The organism is Streptosporangium sp. NPDC050855, from assembly GCF_044456585.1.
Taxonomy (GTDB): Bacteria; Actinomycetota; Actinomycetes; order Streptosporangiales; family Streptosporangiaceae; genus Streptosporangium; species Streptosporangium longisporum.
Genome location: NZ_JBITFY010000001.1, coordinates 227,916 through 242,870 on the forward strand (window position 1 = coordinate 227,916; position 14,955 = coordinate 242,870).

The following is a 14,955-nucleotide window of genomic DNA, read 5'->3' on the forward strand; positions in this document are numbered from 1 at the left end:
AGCGGGTGCGTCCGCCGCCGCGGGGTGTGGGGCGCGGCCGGGGGGTGTGTCCGCCGCCCCCCCCCCCCCCCGGGGGGCGGGGCCCCCCCCCCCCCCCCCCCCCCCCCTCCTCGAGGGTGGATCAGAACCCGGCCGTCACTCGCCGTCGGGTTCCTGGAGCGTTCCCTACGCGGTGGCGGCCGAAGGGGCGGGAGCCTCTACGGCCTGCGCCGGGGCGACGGTGCCGGCCGCGGGGGCCTCCGGTGCCGCAGGGGCCGCGGGGGCCTCGGCGGTGGCGGGGGCCTCCGGAGCCGCCGGGGTTCCCTGAGCCTCGGGGGCGCTGGGAGCCTCCGGTGCTTCGGGAGCCGCCGGTGCCTCGGGGGCAGTGGCGGCCTCGGGGGCCTCCGGTGCCTCGGGAGCCTCAGGGGCGGTGGGCGCCTCCGGTGCCACGGGGGCCTCGGGAGCGCTGGGCGCCTCGGGGGCCACGGGAGCCGCAGGGGTTTCCGGCGTCATGGCGGTCTCCGGGGCGGCGGGGGCCGCAGGGGCCTCCGGTGCCTCGGGGGCCGTGGGAGCCGCTGCCTCGGGAGCCGTGGCAGCCGGTGCCTCAGGGGCCTCGGGGGTCTCCGGGTTCTCCGGGGTCTCCGAGGTTCCCGGGAGGACGATGACCAGCGGCATCTCCGCGGGCCTGTCCGTCACGGTCATCTCCATGGTGCCGGCCGCCGGAGCCGGGTCGGTCTCCGTGCCGGCCGGGGCCGGTGCGGTCTCCGCCTCAGCCTCGGCGCCGGCCGGGGCCGGTGCGGTCTCCGTACCGGCCGGGGCCGGGTCGGTCGCCGGGGTCGCCGGGGTGGCCGGGGTCGGGTCGACGGTCGTCGCGTCATTCTCGGGCGTGACGGTCGTCTCGGCGAGCTGGTCGGTCACCGGAGCCGGGGGCACCGGTGCACGAAGCCAGCTGATGCCGTTGCCGGGCATTCCGGAGAGGTCCGGCGCTCCGGTCAGGCTCACCCACGAGGTCGTCCGCTCGTTCTCGGGGAGAACGGAGAGACCGACGGTGCGAAGACGGTCCGCGGTCGCGGGCATCTCGGCCTCCGTGGCCGCCGCACTCTGGGCCGCCTCGGCATCGGCCGGGGCCTGGGGTCCGACCTGGGCGGTCGGAGCCTCGGCGTCGGCGGGAGCCGGAGCCTCGGCCGGAGTCTGAGCCTGAGCGTCGGCCGGAGCCGGGGCGGGCGCCTGAGCGGGCGCCGGTGCCTCGGCGGGAGCCTGGGCGTCGGCGGGAGCCGGGGCGGGGGCCTGGGCCGGTGCCTCGGCGGGGGCCTGAGCCTCGGCGGCGGCCGGGGCCTGAGCCGGGGCCTCGGGGGTGGTGGGAGCCGGGGCCTCGACGGCCGGGGCAGGGGTGTCGGTGGTCGGGGCGGGAGCCTCGGCCGGGGTGTCGGTGGTGGCGGCGGCCTGGGCGGCCTCCGCGATCACCGGGGTCTGGGCCGCCTCGGCACCGACCGGGGTCACGATCGGGGCCTGGGGCTGAGCCTGCGGCTGGTCGGTGACGACCGGTGCCTCGGCGGGAGCCTGGGCGTCGGCGGGAGCCGGGGCGGGCGCCTCGGCCGGAGCCTGAGCGTCGGCGGGAGCCGGAGCATCGGCCGGTGCCTCGGCGGGAGCCTGAGCGTCGGCCGGAGCCTGAGCGTCGGCGGGGACCGGAGCGTCGGCGGGAGCCGGGGCGGGGGCCTGGGCCGGTGCCTCGGTGGGGGTCTCGGCGTTGGCCGGGGCCTGAGCGTCGGCGGGAGCCGGAGCCTCGGTGGCCGGGGCCTGAGCCGGGGCCTCGGGGGTGGTGGGAGCCGGGGCCTCGACGGCCGGGGCAGGGGTGTCGGTGGTCGGGGCGGGAGCCTCGGCCGGGGTGTCGGTGGTGGCAGCGGCCTGGGCGGCCTCCGCGATCACCGGGGTCTGGGCCGCCTCGGCACCGGCGGGAACCGGAGCCTCGGCGGGAACCTCGGCACCGGCAGGGGCCTCAGCGGCCGGAGCCTCGGCAACCGGAGCCTCAGCGGCCGGAGCCTCGGCGGCCGGAGCCTCGGCCGGGGTCTCAGCAGCCGGGGCCTGGGCGGCCGGGGCCTCGGCGTTCGCCGGGGTCCCGATCTCACCGCTCGCCGGCGTCTCGGGTTCGTCAGTGGGCGGCGGAACCGCGGCACCGTTGGTGGCCGTCTCGTCGACGACCGTGGCCTCGGTGCTCGCGGCCTCTTCACAGGCGATCGAAGTGGTTCCGGGCGTCTGGGACGTCCCCACCGCGTCCGGGTCAGGGCAGGGCGCCATTCCCGCCGCGGCCGGAGAGACCATGGTCCATCCTGCACCGGCCGTGAGCACCGCCACCGCGAGAAATCCTCGGATGTTCCGTGATGCGTTCGACATGCACATCCCCCTGTTGCGTTCGGTAATCCGACGAATGCCGAACGTAACAGGGGGGTCTCGCTGGGTGGCCCGCTTGGTTCAAAGCTGGTCAAGCCCTTACCGGGCCTCACTCACCCGTGGTCGCTCTCTTACCGAAACGATCATCCGTGCCCGTGGATCGCGATCACCCGACTGCGATCACCCGACCGCGATCCACGCTCGTGGACCCCGCTCGTGATCCACGGTCCGGGTGACCCGCGGCTCATGACCCACGACTCATGAGCCGTGACCGTGATCCACCGCTCGTGGACCATGAGCATGGTCCACGGCTTGCGGTCCACGCTCATGAGCCCACGCTCGTGGCCCACCCACTGTCAGCCCTTCACCGGGCCGATCGACAGGGAGTCGCTCGCACCGTCGAGATCGACCAGCACCTCGTCGCCGTCCTGGACCTCGCCGGAGAGCACCTTCTTGGCCAGTGTGTCCCCGATCGCGGACTGCACGAGGCGGCGGAGCGGACGGGCGCCGTACAGCGGGTCGAAGCCCGTCAGCGCCAGCCAGTCGCGTGCCGCCGGGGTCACGGTCAGCGTGAGCCGCCGGTCCGCCAGGCGCCTGGCCAGGTGGTTCACCTGCAGGTCCACGATCTTCGACAGCTCCTCCGTGCCGAGCGCGTCGAACTGGATCACGTCGTCGAGCCGGTTGAGGAACTCCGGCTTGAAGGCGTTCCTGACCGCGGCCATCACGGCGGTCCGCTGGGCCTCCTTGGTCATGCCCGGGTCCACCAGGAACTGCGAGCCGATGTTCGAGGTGAGGATCAGGATGACGTTGCGGAAGTCCACCGTCCGGCCCTGCCCGTCGGTGAGCCGCCCGTCGTCGAGGACCTGGAGCAGGATGTCGAAGACCTCGGGGTGGGCCTTCTCGACCTCGTCCAGCAGCACCACGGTGTACGGGCGGCGCCGCACGGCCTCGGTGAGCTGGCCGCCCTCCTCGTAGCCGATGTAGCCGGGAGGGGCGCCCACGAGCCGCGAGACGCTGTGCTTCTCGCCGTACTCGCTCATGTCGATGCGGACCATCGCGCGCTCGTCGTCGAACAGGAAGTCCGCCAGCGCCTTGGCCAGCTCGGTCTTGCCGACGCCCGTCGGGCCCAGGAACAGGAAGCTGCCGGTGGGCCTGTCCGGGTCGGAGATGCCCGCCCGCGCCCGCCGTACGGCGTCGGAGACGGCCTCGACCGCCTGCCGCTGGCCGATCAGGCGCCTGCCGAGCTCCTCCTCCATGCGGAGCAGCTTGCTGGTCTCGCCCTCCAGCAGGCGGCCCGCGGGGATGCCGGTCCACGAGGAGATGACCTGCGCGATGTCGTCGGAGCCGACCTCCTCCTTGACCATGGCGTCCTCGGGCTGGGCGGTCTTGCTGGCCTCGGCCAGCTCGGCCTCCAGCTTCGGCACCTCGGCGTACATCAGCCGGGAGGCGTTCTCGAAGTCGCCGTCGCGCTGGGCCCGCTCGGCGGCGCTGCGCACCTCGTCGATCTGCTTCTTCAGGTCACCGACCCGGTTGAGCCCGGCCTTCTCCTGCTCCCACCGGGCGACCAGGGCGTTGAGCTCCTCCTGGCGGTCGGCGAGCTCCTTGCGGAGCCGCTCCAGCCGCTGCAGGCTGCCCTCGTCGGTCTCCTTGGCGAGCGCCAGCTCCTCCATCCTCATCCGGTCGACGTTGCGCTGGAGCTGGTCGATCTCCACCGGACGGGAGTCGATCTCCATGCGGAGCCGGGAGGCGGCCTCGTCGACGAGGTCGATCGCCTTGTCCGGCAGGAACCGGGAGGTGATGTAGCGGTCGGAGAGCGCGGCCGCGGCCACCAGCGCGCCGTCGGAGATCTGCACCTGGTGGTGCGCCTCGTAGCGTCCCTTGAGGCCGCGCAGGATGGCGATGGTGTCCTCGACGGTGGGCTCGCCCACGTAGACCTGCTGGAAGCGCCGCTCCAGCGCCGGGTCCTTCTCGATGCGTTCGCGGTACTCGTCCAGCGTGGTCGCGCCGATCATCCGCAGCTCGCCGCGGGCCAGCATGGGCTTGAGCATGTTGCCCGCGTCCATCGCGCCCTCGGCCGCGCCCGCGCCGACCATGGTGTGCAGCTCGTCGATGAAGGTGACGACCTGGCCGTTGCTCTCCTTGATCTCGCCGAGCACGGCCTTGAGGCGCTCCTCGAACTCGCCGCGGTACTTGGCCCCGGCGACCATGGCGCCCAGGTCGAGGGCGATCAGGCGCTTGTCCCGCAGGCTGGAGGGCACGTCTCCGGCCACGATCCGCTGGGCGAGCCCTTCCACCACCGCGGTCTTGCCGACGCCGGGCTCGCCGATGAGCACCGGGTTGTTCTTGGTACGGCGGCTGAGCACCTGGACGACCCGCCGGATCTCCGAGTCGCGGCCGATCACCGGGTCGAGCTTGCCCGCCCTGGCCTGCTCGGTCAGGTCGATCCCGTACTTCTCCAGCGCCTGGTAGGTGTCCTCGGGTGTCGCGCTGGTCACCTTGGCGTGCCCGCGTACCTTCTCGAAGGCGTCGAGCAGGGCGGCCGGGCTCGCGCCTGCGGAGGTGAGCAGCCGGGCGATCGGGCCGCCGTCGGTGGCGAGACCGACCAGCAGGTGCTCGGTCGAGACGTACTCGTCCTCCAGGCTGCGGGCCCGCTGGGCCGCGGTGTTCAGCACGGTGAGAAGCTGCCGCGAGCTCGACGGCGCGCCGACCGTGGAGCCCTGCGCCTTGGGCAGGGCCGCCAGCTGGGTCTCGGCCTCGGTCCGGAGCCTCTTCCAGTCGGCGCCCACCGCCTCCAGCAGGGGCACGGCGGTGCCGCCGGTCTGGGCGAGCAGCGAGGTGAACAGGTGGGCCGGGGCGACCTCGGGGTTGCCTTCCGCGGCCGCCCGCCGGATGGCGGAGGAGACCGCCTCCTGGCTCTTCTGAGTGAGCTTGTAATCCATGCTTACCAGGCCTTAGTGCTTGACGGCGGCGCCGCGCGCCGCGGATGGGACGCTGCTGTCCGGCCTCCGGCACCGCGGCGCGCCGCGGTGGCTCGCCGTGCGACGGGACGGGACGGGACTCTCAGGCGGGGGGCAGCTGGTACTGGATCAGGGCGCGGATCATGTTCATCTCCGCGCGGAGACGATGGTTCTCGTCGCGCAGCCGCAGGGCCTCGGTCTCGAGGGCCAGGATGCGCTTGATGCCCGCGAGGTTGATGCCCTCCTCCTGGGAGAGCCGCTGGACCTCGCGGAGCATCACGATGTCGCGGGTGGAGTACAGGCGCCCGCGTCCCGCCGTACGGCCTGGACTGACCAGGCCGAGACGGTCGTACTGGCGCAGGGTCTGCGGGTGCAGACCGGACAGCTGGGCGGCCACTGAGATCACGTAGACGGGTGTGTCGTCCGACAGATCGAAGTAGTTGGCTTCCATGGCTACTCGCTTCTGGCCTGTGCGATCAGGTCAGCCCGCGGGTCACCTCCCGAGGTGGCGTCGCGGAACTCCTCCAGAGCGCCTCTCGCCTTGTCCTCGAGCTTGCTGGGCACGAGGACCTCGACCGTGGCGAGCAGGTCGCCCTTGGTGCCGTCCTTGCGGGTCACGCCCCGGCCGCGCACCCGGAAGGTGCGGCCGTTCGGGGTGCCCTCGGGGATGCGCAGGGTGACCGGCATCCCCTTGAGGACCGGCACCTTGATCTCGGCGCCCAGTGCCGCCTCGGTGAAGGTGACCGGGACGGTGACCGTCAGGTTCTCACCCGTCCTGCCGAACACGGAGTGCGGCTTGACGTGGATCTGGACGTAGAGGTCGCCGGCCGGGCCGCCGTTCTCGCCGGGTGCGCCCTTGGCCTTGATCTTGATGCGCTGTCCGTCGGCGACACCGGCCGGGATGCGCGCCTGGATCGTGCGGGTGCTCTTGTCCCGCCCGCTGCCGTCGCACACCGGGCACGGGTCGTCCACGAGCAGGCCGCGGCCCTTACAGTCGCGGCACGGCTCGGAGAAGGCGAAGTTGCCCAGGTTGCGGCTGGCCGCCCCGGTGCCCTCACAGGTCGGGCAGACCCGCGGCGTGGTGCCGGCCTTGGCGCCGGTGCCCCCGCACGCGGTGCACGCCGAGGAACTGGTCAGGCGGAGCGAGACCGTGGTGCCCTCGACCGCCTCGGAGAAGTTGAGGGTCACCTCGGACTCGATGTCCTGGCCCCGGCGCGCCCTGGTCGTCGTCCCGCCGGGGCGGCCCGCGCCGCCCCGGTTGAACAGGCCGCCGAAGATGTCGCCGATGCGCTCCCCGGCGCCGCTCTGCTGCTGGTTGGCCCCCCCGAACAGGTCCCCCAGGTCGAACGGGAAACCTCCTCCGCCCGGACGGGGTGCCCCCGCGCCCGGCGGGTAGCCGCCGATCCCCGATCCGAACAGCGTCCGCGCCTCGTCGTACTCCTTGCGGCGCTTGGTGTCGGACAGGACGTCGTAGGCCTCGGAGACCTCCTTGAACTTCGCGGTGCTCGCGGAGGTCGCCGAGCTTCCGGGGTTGGCATCCGGGTGGTACTGCCTGGCCAGCTTCCGGTACGCCTTCTTGATCTCATCTGCCGTGGCGGACTTGGGCACACCAAGGACGGCGTAGTAGTCCTTCTCCAGGTAGTCCTTGGTGCTCATCCATCTTCCTTCTCAGAGATCAGACGTGGGGGTGTCAGTTGTCGTCCGCGGCGGGCGTCTCGGGCTCGGCCACCGCGACGCGCGCGGGGCGGAGCACTCGCTCGCCGATCCGGTAACCGGGCTGCAGGATCTCCACGCAGGTCGCTTCCGTGACCTCGGAGGAGTAGCTGTGCATCAGGGCCTCGTGCACCATCGGGTCGAACGCCTCGCCCTTGGTGCCGTAGGTGCTGAGCCCCAGCTTCCCGGTGGCCGCCTCCAGTGACTCGCTCACCTTGGCGAAACCGCCGGTCAGCTCCCCGTGGTCGCGGGCCCGGCCGATGTCGTCGAGGACCGGCAGCAGCTCCGACAGGACGCCGGCCACCGCCTGCTCCTTGACCGCGACCCGGTCCCGCTCGACCCGCTTGCGATAGTTGGAGTACTCGGCCTGAAGGCGCTGCAGGTCCGCGGTGCGCTCGGCGAGCTGGGTGGCCAGCTCGATCGAGGCCAGGTCGGACGCCAGGGAGGACGGCCCCTCGGCCTGCTCCCCGTCGCCCTGTCCGGTGGCCTCTGCCGGGTCCGCCTCGCGTGGCTGCCCCGTCTCCGGGTCGATCTTCCGGTTGTCGCGGATCACCGGCTCCTCTCCGGAACCGTTCTCGCGCGTGCTCACGCTGGTGCTCCCCTCGGCTTTCCGGCCGTCACTTGGTGCCGTCGTCGCGCTTCGGCTCGTCGTCCACGATCTCGGCCTCGACCACGTCGTCGTCGGCCTTCTGCTCGTTCGTGGTGCCCGCGTCCGCGTCCGGCGTGCCGGTCGGGTTCTCGGACCCCTGGGACTGAGCGTAGATCGCGGAGCCCATCTTCTGACTGACCGTGGCGAGCTTCTCGGCGGAGGCGCGGATCTCGGACGAGTCGGTGCCCTCCAGAGCCTTCTTCAGCTCCGCGACGGCCTCGTTGACCTCGGTCTTGATGTCGTCCGGGACCTTCTCGGCGTTCTCGCCGAGGAACTTCTCGGTCTGGTAGACGAGCGAGTCGGCGTTGTTGCGCGTCTCGGCCTCTTCGCGGCGCTTCTTGTCCTCCTCGGCGTAGGACTCGGCCTCGCGCATCATGCGCTCGATGTCGTCCTTCGGCAGCGCGGAGCCGCCGGTGATCGTCATCGTCTGCTCCTTGCCGGTGCCGAGGTCCTTGGCGGAGACGTTGACGATGCCGTTGGCGTCGATGTCGAAGGTGACCTCGATCTGCGGGATCCCGCGCGGCGCCGGGGCGATGCCGGTCAGCTCGAAGGTGGCCAGCTTCTTGTTGTACGCCGCGATCTCGCGCTCGCCCTGGTAGACCTGGATCTGCACCGACGGCTGGTTGTCCTCGGCCGTGGTGAAGACCTCGGAGCGCTTGGTCGGGATCGTGGTGTTGCGCTCGATGATCTTCGTGAAGATCCCGCCCTTGGTCTCGATGCCCAGGCTCAGCGGGGTCACGTCGAGCAGCAGGACGTCCTTGACCTCGCCCTTGAGCACACCGGCCTGCAGGGCGGCGCCGATGGCCACGACCTCGTCCGGGTTGACGCCCTTGTTGGGCTCCTTGCCGCCGGTCAGCTCCTTGACGAGCTCGGCCACGGCGGGCATACGGGTCGATCCGCCGACGAGCACCACGTGGGCGATGTCGGAGACCTTGATCCCGGCGTCCTTGACGACCTGGTTGAACGGGCCCTTGCACCGCTCGAGCAGGTCGGCGGTGATCCGCTGGAACTCGGCGCGGGTGAGCTTCTCCTCCAGGTGGAGGGGACCCTCGGCCGAGGCCGTGATGTACGGCAGGTTGATGGAGGTCTCCGACTGGCTGGAGAGCTCGATCTTGGCCTTCTCCGCGGCCTCGCGCAGACGCTGCAGGGCCATCTTGTCCTTGGTCAGGTCCACGCCGTGCGCGTTCTTGAACCGGTTGGCCAGCTCGTCCACGACGCGCTGGTCCCAGTCGTCACCACCGAGGTGGTTGTCGCCGCTGGTGGCCTTGACCTCGACGAAGCCGTGGCCGTCCTCCTGGCCGACGTCGAGCAGGGACACGTCGAAGGTGCCGCCGCCGAGGTCGAAGACGAGGATGGTCTCGTCCTTCTCCTTGTCGAGGCCGTACGCCAGCGCGGCGGCGGTGGGCTCGTTGATGATGCGCAGCACGTTCAGGCCGGCGATGGTGCCCGCTTCCTGGGTCGCCTGGCGCTGGGCGTCGTTGAAGTAGGCGGGAACGGTGATCACCGCGTCGGTGATCTTCTCGCCCAGGTAGGCCTCGGCGTCCTGCTTGAGCTTCTGCAGGACGAACGCGCTGATCTGCTGCGGGGAGAACTTCTTGCCGTCGATCTCGACGGACCAGGTGGTGCCCATCTCGCGCTTGACCGAGCGGATCGTCCGGTCGACGTTGGTGACGGCCTGCCGCTTGGCGACCTCGCCGACGAGGACCTCGCCGTTCTTCGCGAACGCGACCACGGACGGGGTGGTCCGCGAACCCTGAGCGTTGGCGATGACGGTGGGCTCACCGCCCTCAAGAATCGAGACGACGGAGTTGGTCGTCCCCAGGTCGATACCTACCGCACGTGCCATGAGTACGTCCTTGTAGTCAAAGTTGAGTCGATGAGACTCATGGTGGAACCTCGAACGAGGTTTGTCAAACGACTTGAGTCTACTGGGCTCAACCCTGGATCGCGCGAAAGCATTCCCGATCTTCAGGAAGCGGGCGAAGGGCGTCCTACCCCCTCTGACGTGGAAGCATCCTCGTTCGTTCCCGGAGAGGGCGACCGGGGAGCGTCAGGCCGCCGCGTCCGGGACGGGATGCGCTCACGGGTGCGCGCACGGGCGCGCACGGGCCCGGGAAGGACTCGCCCGCACCCGCGCGCCCCGGCACGCGGCGCCGGCGATCAGGACGCGGGCGGGGCGTGCGCGGGGCGGGCGACGACGACGTGCGGGGTTACCGTCTCGGCGGGTGCCGATCTCGGCGCCGGTCTCGACGGGCTTCGGGTCCGACGGGTTCCGGGTTCGGCGGACGCCGCCTCGGTGAGCGCCGTCTCAGCGGGCGCCGTCGACCACCTTGCGGTCGCCGAGGGGCTTCTTGAGCTTGACGGTCGTCACCTTCTGGATGGCGATCTCGATGCAGGCGACGTTCTGGACCTTGCTGCTCGGGCCCTCCCAGAGGGTGACGGTCACCCGCTTGGAGGTCTGGCGCACGGTGATCCGGTCGAGGACGTTGCACGGCTCGACGCCGGACCACCAGACGATCCGCAGGCTGCGGCCGTTCTTGGAGGGTGTGGCCTTCAGCCACCTGACCTTGCGGGGGTTGTCGGTGTGCCCTTCGGGCTTCGTGGGCTTCGGGGAGCCGTCCGTGGGCTCGGTCCGGGGGGCCACGGTGCCGGCCGCCGGCTCCGAGGGGACGACGGGGGCGGTCGTGTCGTGGCTCGCGGGCCGGGACGGGACGCCGTTGGAGACCGTGGCGCTGGGTTCGGTGCCGCAGCCAAGAGCCAGCAGCAGGCTTCCGGCCAGGATGGGGGTCGCGATCATACGCATACCCCCAAGACGGATGGGAGCCCCGGACGGTTCAGGGCACCCTGATGTCGCGCTGCCGTACCTCGTTCATGACCGCCGAGACGGTGACGAAGTCCTGGTCGACGTGTAGCACGGTCATTCCATGGTGGACGGCGGTCGCGCACAGGAGCAAATCGATCGGTCCGGCGGAACGATGCCGGCCCTTCTGGGTGAGTCTGTACTGCGCGTTCTCGACCCAGCGCCACGCCGACTTGGGGACGGTGACCGATCGGCAGAGGTTGCCGAGTTCGGCTTCGAGTTCGTCGCGATGTGCCGGGCCCGTCGCGGAGTACAGGAATTCCGTTCTCGTGGGCTCGCAGACGCTCAACACCCCCGACGCGATTCGGTCGGCCCATGCCTCCTGTGTTCCGGGGGCGCGCAGCAGGTGCCACAGGGCGGAGGTGTCCACCAGATAGGAGATCACGAGAAGGCGTCGTCCCGAGCCTGCTTGGCCGCCCGGCGAGCCTCCATCGCGTCGTCGAACTCTCCCCGGGCGGCCCGGGCCGAGAGGGCCTCCAGTGCCTCTATACGCCTGACGCGTGCCACGTACTCCCGCAGAGCGGCGTTCACGGTCTCCTTCTTCGTGGTGGTGCCCAGCATTCGCATCGCCTCGGCGAGCGCCTCATCGTCCAGGTCTATCTGGGTGACACTCATCGACCCCTCCAATGTTGGTGCTGTATGTAAATAGCATACATCAGCATCAACCACTTTGCGGGACGTTCCACGGAAGGCCGGGCCGATAGGGTTCGGGAGGTTCGATCCCCGACTTCGAGGTGCTCACATGATCGCGATTCTTGGAACCGGCAAGATGGGGGAGGCGCTGCTCTCCGGGCTGCTCAGGGCCGGGTTCAAGCCGGGTGACGTGCTGGCGACGGCCCGGCGCGCCGAGCGCCGCGAGGCCCTCGCGGAGCGGTACGGGGTCCGGGTGGTCTCCAACGACGAGGCCGCCAAGAGCGCCGACACGATCATCCTCGCGGTCAAGCCGCAGGACATGGGGGCCCTGCTCGCCGAGATAGCGCCCCACCTGCCGGCCGACCGCCTGATCATCTCGGCCGCGGCGGGCATCACCACCTCGTTCGTCGAGTCCCGGCTGGGCGCCGAGATCCCGGTGGTCCGGGTCATGTCCAACACGCCGGTGCTGGTGGACGAGGCGATGAGCGTGATCTCGGCCGGGGCGCACGCCTCCGAGGAGCACCTGCGGCGCGCCGAGGACCTGTTCAGCCCGGTCGGCAAGGTGCTGCGCATCCCCGAGTCGCAGCAGGACGCGGCCACCGCCCTGTCCGGCAGCGGGCCCGCGTACTTCTTCTACCTGGTCGAGGCCATGGTCGACGCCGGGATCCTGCTCGGCATGCCCCGGGCCGCCGCCCTGGACATGGTCACCCAGTCGATCGTCGGTGCGGCGATCATGCTCCGCGACTCGGGCGAGCACCCGGTGATCCTCCGCGAGGCGGTCACCTCGCCGGGCGGCACCACCATCGCGGCCATCGCCGAACTGGAGAGGCACAGCGTCCGCGCCGCCTTCCTGGCCGCCATCGAGGCCGCCCGGGACCGGGGACGCCAGCTCGCCGAGGGGTGACCCCGTCCCTCGCCCGCAGATCCCGGCGCCCGGCGTCCCCGGAACGCCGTCCGGTGGAAAGCGAAGGGATTAACAGCAATAAATCCTGATGTTTCGGTTAGATGAAAGAGGTCCCCTTGTGTGGGACGTCTGAGTAAACGTCCTTGCGTACACGTGCGGTAACGTCGAGCGGGGAGCAGGCAGATCGGGCCGTGACGCGCGGCGTCGCGAGCCAGACGGGAGTGCGCATGAGCCGGTCCGTGCGGGTCGTCTGGGACGATGCGCTCATCGCGTACGACTTCGGCCCCGGCCACCCGCTCGCGCCCGTGAGGGTCGAGCTGACCATGGCCCTGGCCAGGGAGCTCGGCGTGCTGGACCTGGTGGAGATGAGCGGCTGCGCCCCCGCCACCGACGACGAGCTGGCGCTCGTGCACAAGCGCGACTACATCGAGGCCGTCAAACGGGTCTCCGCCACCGGGCGCCCGGACGTGGCCCACGGCCTGGGCACCGACGACAACCCGGCCTTCGCCGGGGTCCACGAGGCGTCCGCGCTGATCACCGGTGCCAGCCTGGCGGCGGCCCGTGCGGTGTGGACCGGGCAGGCCGAGCACGCGGTCAACGTCGCGGGCGGCCTGCACCACGCGATGACGTCGTGCGCGAGCGGCTTCTGCGTCTACAACGACCCGGCCGTGGCCATCGCGTGGCTGCTGTCGCAGGGCGCCTCCAAGGTCGCCTACGTGGACGTGGACGTGCACCACGGCGACGGCGTCCAGGCGATGTTCTACGACGACCCCCGGGTGCTCACCATCAGCCTGCACGAGAGCCCGCGCACGCTCTTCCCCGGCACCGGTTTCCCCGAGGAGCGCGGCGCGGAGGGCACCGCGGTCAACGTGGCGCTGCCCGCCGGGTGCGGTGACAGCGACTGGCTGCGGGCCTTCCACGCGGTGGTCCCGCCGCTGCTGCGGGAGTTCGCCCCCGACGTCCTGGTCACCCAGCACGGCTGTGACAGCCACGCCCTCGACCCGCTGGCCAACCTGATGCTCAGCCTGGACGGCCAGCGCACCGCGTACGCGGCGCTGCACGAGCTGGCCCACGAGACCGCCGGCGGCCGGTGGATCGTGACCGGCGGCGGGGGGTACGAGCTGGTGCAGGTCGTCCCCAGGGCGTGGACCCACCTGATCGCAGAGGTGGCGGGCCATCCGCTCGACCCGGCCACCGCCACCCCCGGGGCCTGGCGCACGTTCGTCAAGGAGCGGACCGGCCAGTCGGCCCCCCTGACGCTGACCGACGGTCGTGTCCCGGAATTTCGTGATTTCTCCGCTGGTTATGATCCAGCAGACCCGATCGACCGAGCCATCATGGCCACGAGGAACGCCGTCTTTCCTCTTCATGGCCTTGACCCCCTTCCGTGACGCGGGGACTCACCGGTCCCTCCCCGACGACGAAACGGCCCGGCCGGTATCCCGGTGAACCGGACCGAGGAACAAAGGTGCGCCGATGACACACGCCGAGCTTCGCGAGCACCTGGTCCGGACCAGGATCGCCGGGGACGTGGCGACCAGCCGGGAGAACAACCTGGATCACTACCGGTCGCTGGCCAACCGTGATCCGCACTACATGTTCGGGCTGACACTGGACGGCCCCTGGGCCTACCGCGACATCCTGGAGCTGATGGCCAAGTCCGCGGGGGTCGTGGCCGACCCGGGTCACCGCGAGGGCCAGGACACCATCGACCCCGACCGTACGATCGAGGCGGTCGAGAGGATGGGCGACACGATCGCGGGCGTGCTCCGCCAGGAGAGCCCCAGGATCCTGATCGCCACCGGTCACCCCACCGGCCTGCTCACCATCCACATGGCCCTGGCGCGGATGCTCAGGGCGCGCGGAGTGACCCTGATGGGCCCGGCCGAGGGCTGGTCGTACTGGGGCAGCGGGTTCGGCCGCAGGCGCAAGATCCGTTACATGGACGACGTCGCGATGCTCGACGACAAGGGCTCCTTCGTGCACACCCACGATCCCGCCCCGATGCGGGCGATGCTCTCGGAGCTGGGGACCGACCGGCCCGACCTGGTGATCGCCGATCACGGCTGGGCCGGGGCCGCGGGGGAGGCGGGCGTCCTCACGGTCGGGTTCGCCGACAGCAACGACCCCGCGCTCTTCGTCGGGGAGGCCGAGGGCAAGATCGCGGTGACCGTGCCGCTCGATGACAACGTGCTACCCCGCTATTACGAGCCGCTGACGCACCATCTGGTCGAAAGGGTCCTGCGTGCCGTCTGAGACGGGAGATGCGCAAATCGGACCGTCCCTATACGGGCATTTCGCGCCTGCATTCCACGGAGCTCGCCGACCGTTTGCCAACTTTTTGAGGATTGTGGGCGACTCTAATGGGAGACAGTTGGTCCGTTCCAAGATCGACAGGACAGGCACGGTCCGGCTGCTGGCCAGCGACTTTGTCGGTTTTCCTGACGTGGGAGACCACGGGCTGAGAAAATAGGGGGTTTGCGTGCCCGGGGTCCCGACTTACGCTGACAGCAGTACACGTGCGTGAGCAATGGCACCAGTGGGGATAACCCGGATACACGTGCGGAAGAGGCGTCCGATGGGTGCAGGCGAAAGACCTCTCAGTGAGGTGAAGTTCCTGACGGTGGCAGAAGTGGCCACCGTCATGAGGGTGTCCAAGATGACGGTGTACCGACTCGTGCATTCGGGCGAGCTGCCGGCCATCAGGGTCGGTCGATCCTTCCGAGTGCCGGAGCAGGCGGTACACGATTATCTCAGGGATGCCTACATCGAGGCAGGTTGAGGCAGGGGCGGTTCGGTGCGCCGAGCCGAGCGTCCGGGGGAGCGATCCGGCCGCGCGGCGAGCCAGGCGCATCGGACGGTTCATGACCTG

12 protein-coding genes and 1 pseudogene are annotated in these 14,955 nt (G+C 70.9%); 4 read left to right on the plus strand and 9 right to left on the minus strand.

Features of this window, described 5'->3' with window-relative positions:
* Positions 1–165: 165 nt before the first annotated feature.
* The 9 genes and pseudogenes from ACIBCT_RS01010 to ACIBCT_RS01050 all read right to left on the minus strand — a co-directional run bounded on the left by ACIBCT_RS01010 (position 166) and on the right by ACIBCT_RS01050 (position 11,161).
* On the minus strand, positions 166–2,331 hold the full coding sequence (locus ACIBCT_RS01010) for a hypothetical protein (protein WP_399185331.1): 2,166 nt from the start codon (positions 2,329–2,331) through the stop codon (positions 166–168).
* Between the two features lie 392 nt (positions 2,332–2,723).
* Complete coding sequence (gene clpB, locus ACIBCT_RS01015) at positions 2,724–5,306, minus strand: ATP-dependent chaperone ClpB (protein WP_399185332.1); 2,583 nt, start codon at positions 5,304–5,306, stop codon at positions 2,724–2,726.
* A 216-nt stretch (positions 5,307–5,522) separates the two neighbouring features.
* A pseudogene (locus tag ACIBCT_RS01020) lies at positions 5,523–5,775 on the minus strand (heat shock protein transcriptional repressor HspR); the annotation flags it as partial.
* A gap of 2 nt (positions 5,776–5,777) precedes the next feature.
* Positions 5,778–6,980, minus strand: coding sequence for a molecular chaperone DnaJ (dnaJ, locus tag ACIBCT_RS01025; protein ID WP_399185333.1), 1,203 nt, complete (start codon positions 6,978–6,980; stop codon positions 5,778–5,780).
* Positions 6,981–7,014: 34 nt separating this feature from the next.
* The gene (grpE, locus tag ACIBCT_RS01030; protein WP_399185334.1) at positions 7,015–7,626 is read right to left on the minus strand and encodes a nucleotide exchange factor GrpE; all 612 of its coding nucleotides are present in this window, start codon (positions 7,624–7,626) and stop codon (positions 7,015–7,017) included.
* Positions 7,627–7,654: 28 nt separating this feature from the next.
* Positions 7,655–9,532: a molecular chaperone DnaK gene (gene dnaK / locus ACIBCT_RS01035; protein ID WP_399185335.1), complete on the minus strand. Its 1,878-nt coding sequence runs from the start codon at positions 9,530–9,532 to the stop codon at positions 7,655–7,657.
* Positions 9,533–9,994: 462 nt separating this feature from the next.
* Entirely contained in the window at positions 9,995–10,483 is a 489-nt protein-coding gene (locus ACIBCT_RS01040; protein ID WP_399185336.1) for a hypothetical protein, read from the minus strand.
* 37 nt (positions 10,484–10,520) lie between these two features.
* A complete protein-coding gene (locus tag ACIBCT_RS01045; protein WP_399185337.1) occupies positions 10,521–10,931 on the minus strand; it encodes a PIN domain nuclease in 411 nt (136 codons plus the stop codon).
* Positions 10,928–11,161, minus strand: coding sequence for a type II toxin-antitoxin system VapB family antitoxin (locus ACIBCT_RS01050; protein WP_399185338.1), 234 nt, complete (start codon positions 11,159–11,161; stop codon positions 10,928–10,930). Before ACIBCT_RS01050 ends, ACIBCT_RS01045 begins: the two co-directional genes overlap by 4 nt.
* Positions 11,162–11,288: 127 nt before the next feature.
* Here ACIBCT_RS01050 and proC point away from each other — a divergent pair, with 127 nt between their 5' ends.
* From proC to ACIBCT_RS01070, 4 genes are all read left to right on the plus strand, one after another.
* The gene (gene proC / locus ACIBCT_RS01055; RefSeq protein WP_399185339.1) at positions 11,289–12,083 is read left to right on the plus strand and encodes a pyrroline-5-carboxylate reductase; all 795 of its coding nucleotides are present in this window, start codon (positions 11,289–11,291) and stop codon (positions 12,081–12,083) included.
* Positions 12,084–12,310: 227 nt separating this feature from the next.
* Complete coding sequence (locus ACIBCT_RS01060) at positions 12,311–13,474, plus strand: acetoin utilization protein AcuC (RefSeq protein ID WP_399185340.1); 1,164 nt, start codon at positions 12,311–12,313, stop codon at positions 13,472–13,474.
* 85 nt (positions 13,475–13,559) lie between these two features.
* Positions 13,560–14,339 (plus strand): phosphatase, encoded by a 780-nt coding sequence (locus ACIBCT_RS01065; protein ID WP_399185341.1) that lies wholly within the window; start codon positions 13,560–13,562, stop codon positions 14,337–14,339.
* 322 nt (positions 14,340–14,661) lie between these two features.
* The gene (locus ACIBCT_RS01070; protein WP_012887307.1) at positions 14,662–14,865 is read left to right on the plus strand and encodes a helix-turn-helix domain-containing protein; all 204 of its coding nucleotides are present in this window, start codon (positions 14,662–14,664) and stop codon (positions 14,863–14,865) included.
* Positions 14,866–14,955: the final 90 nt, after the last annotated feature.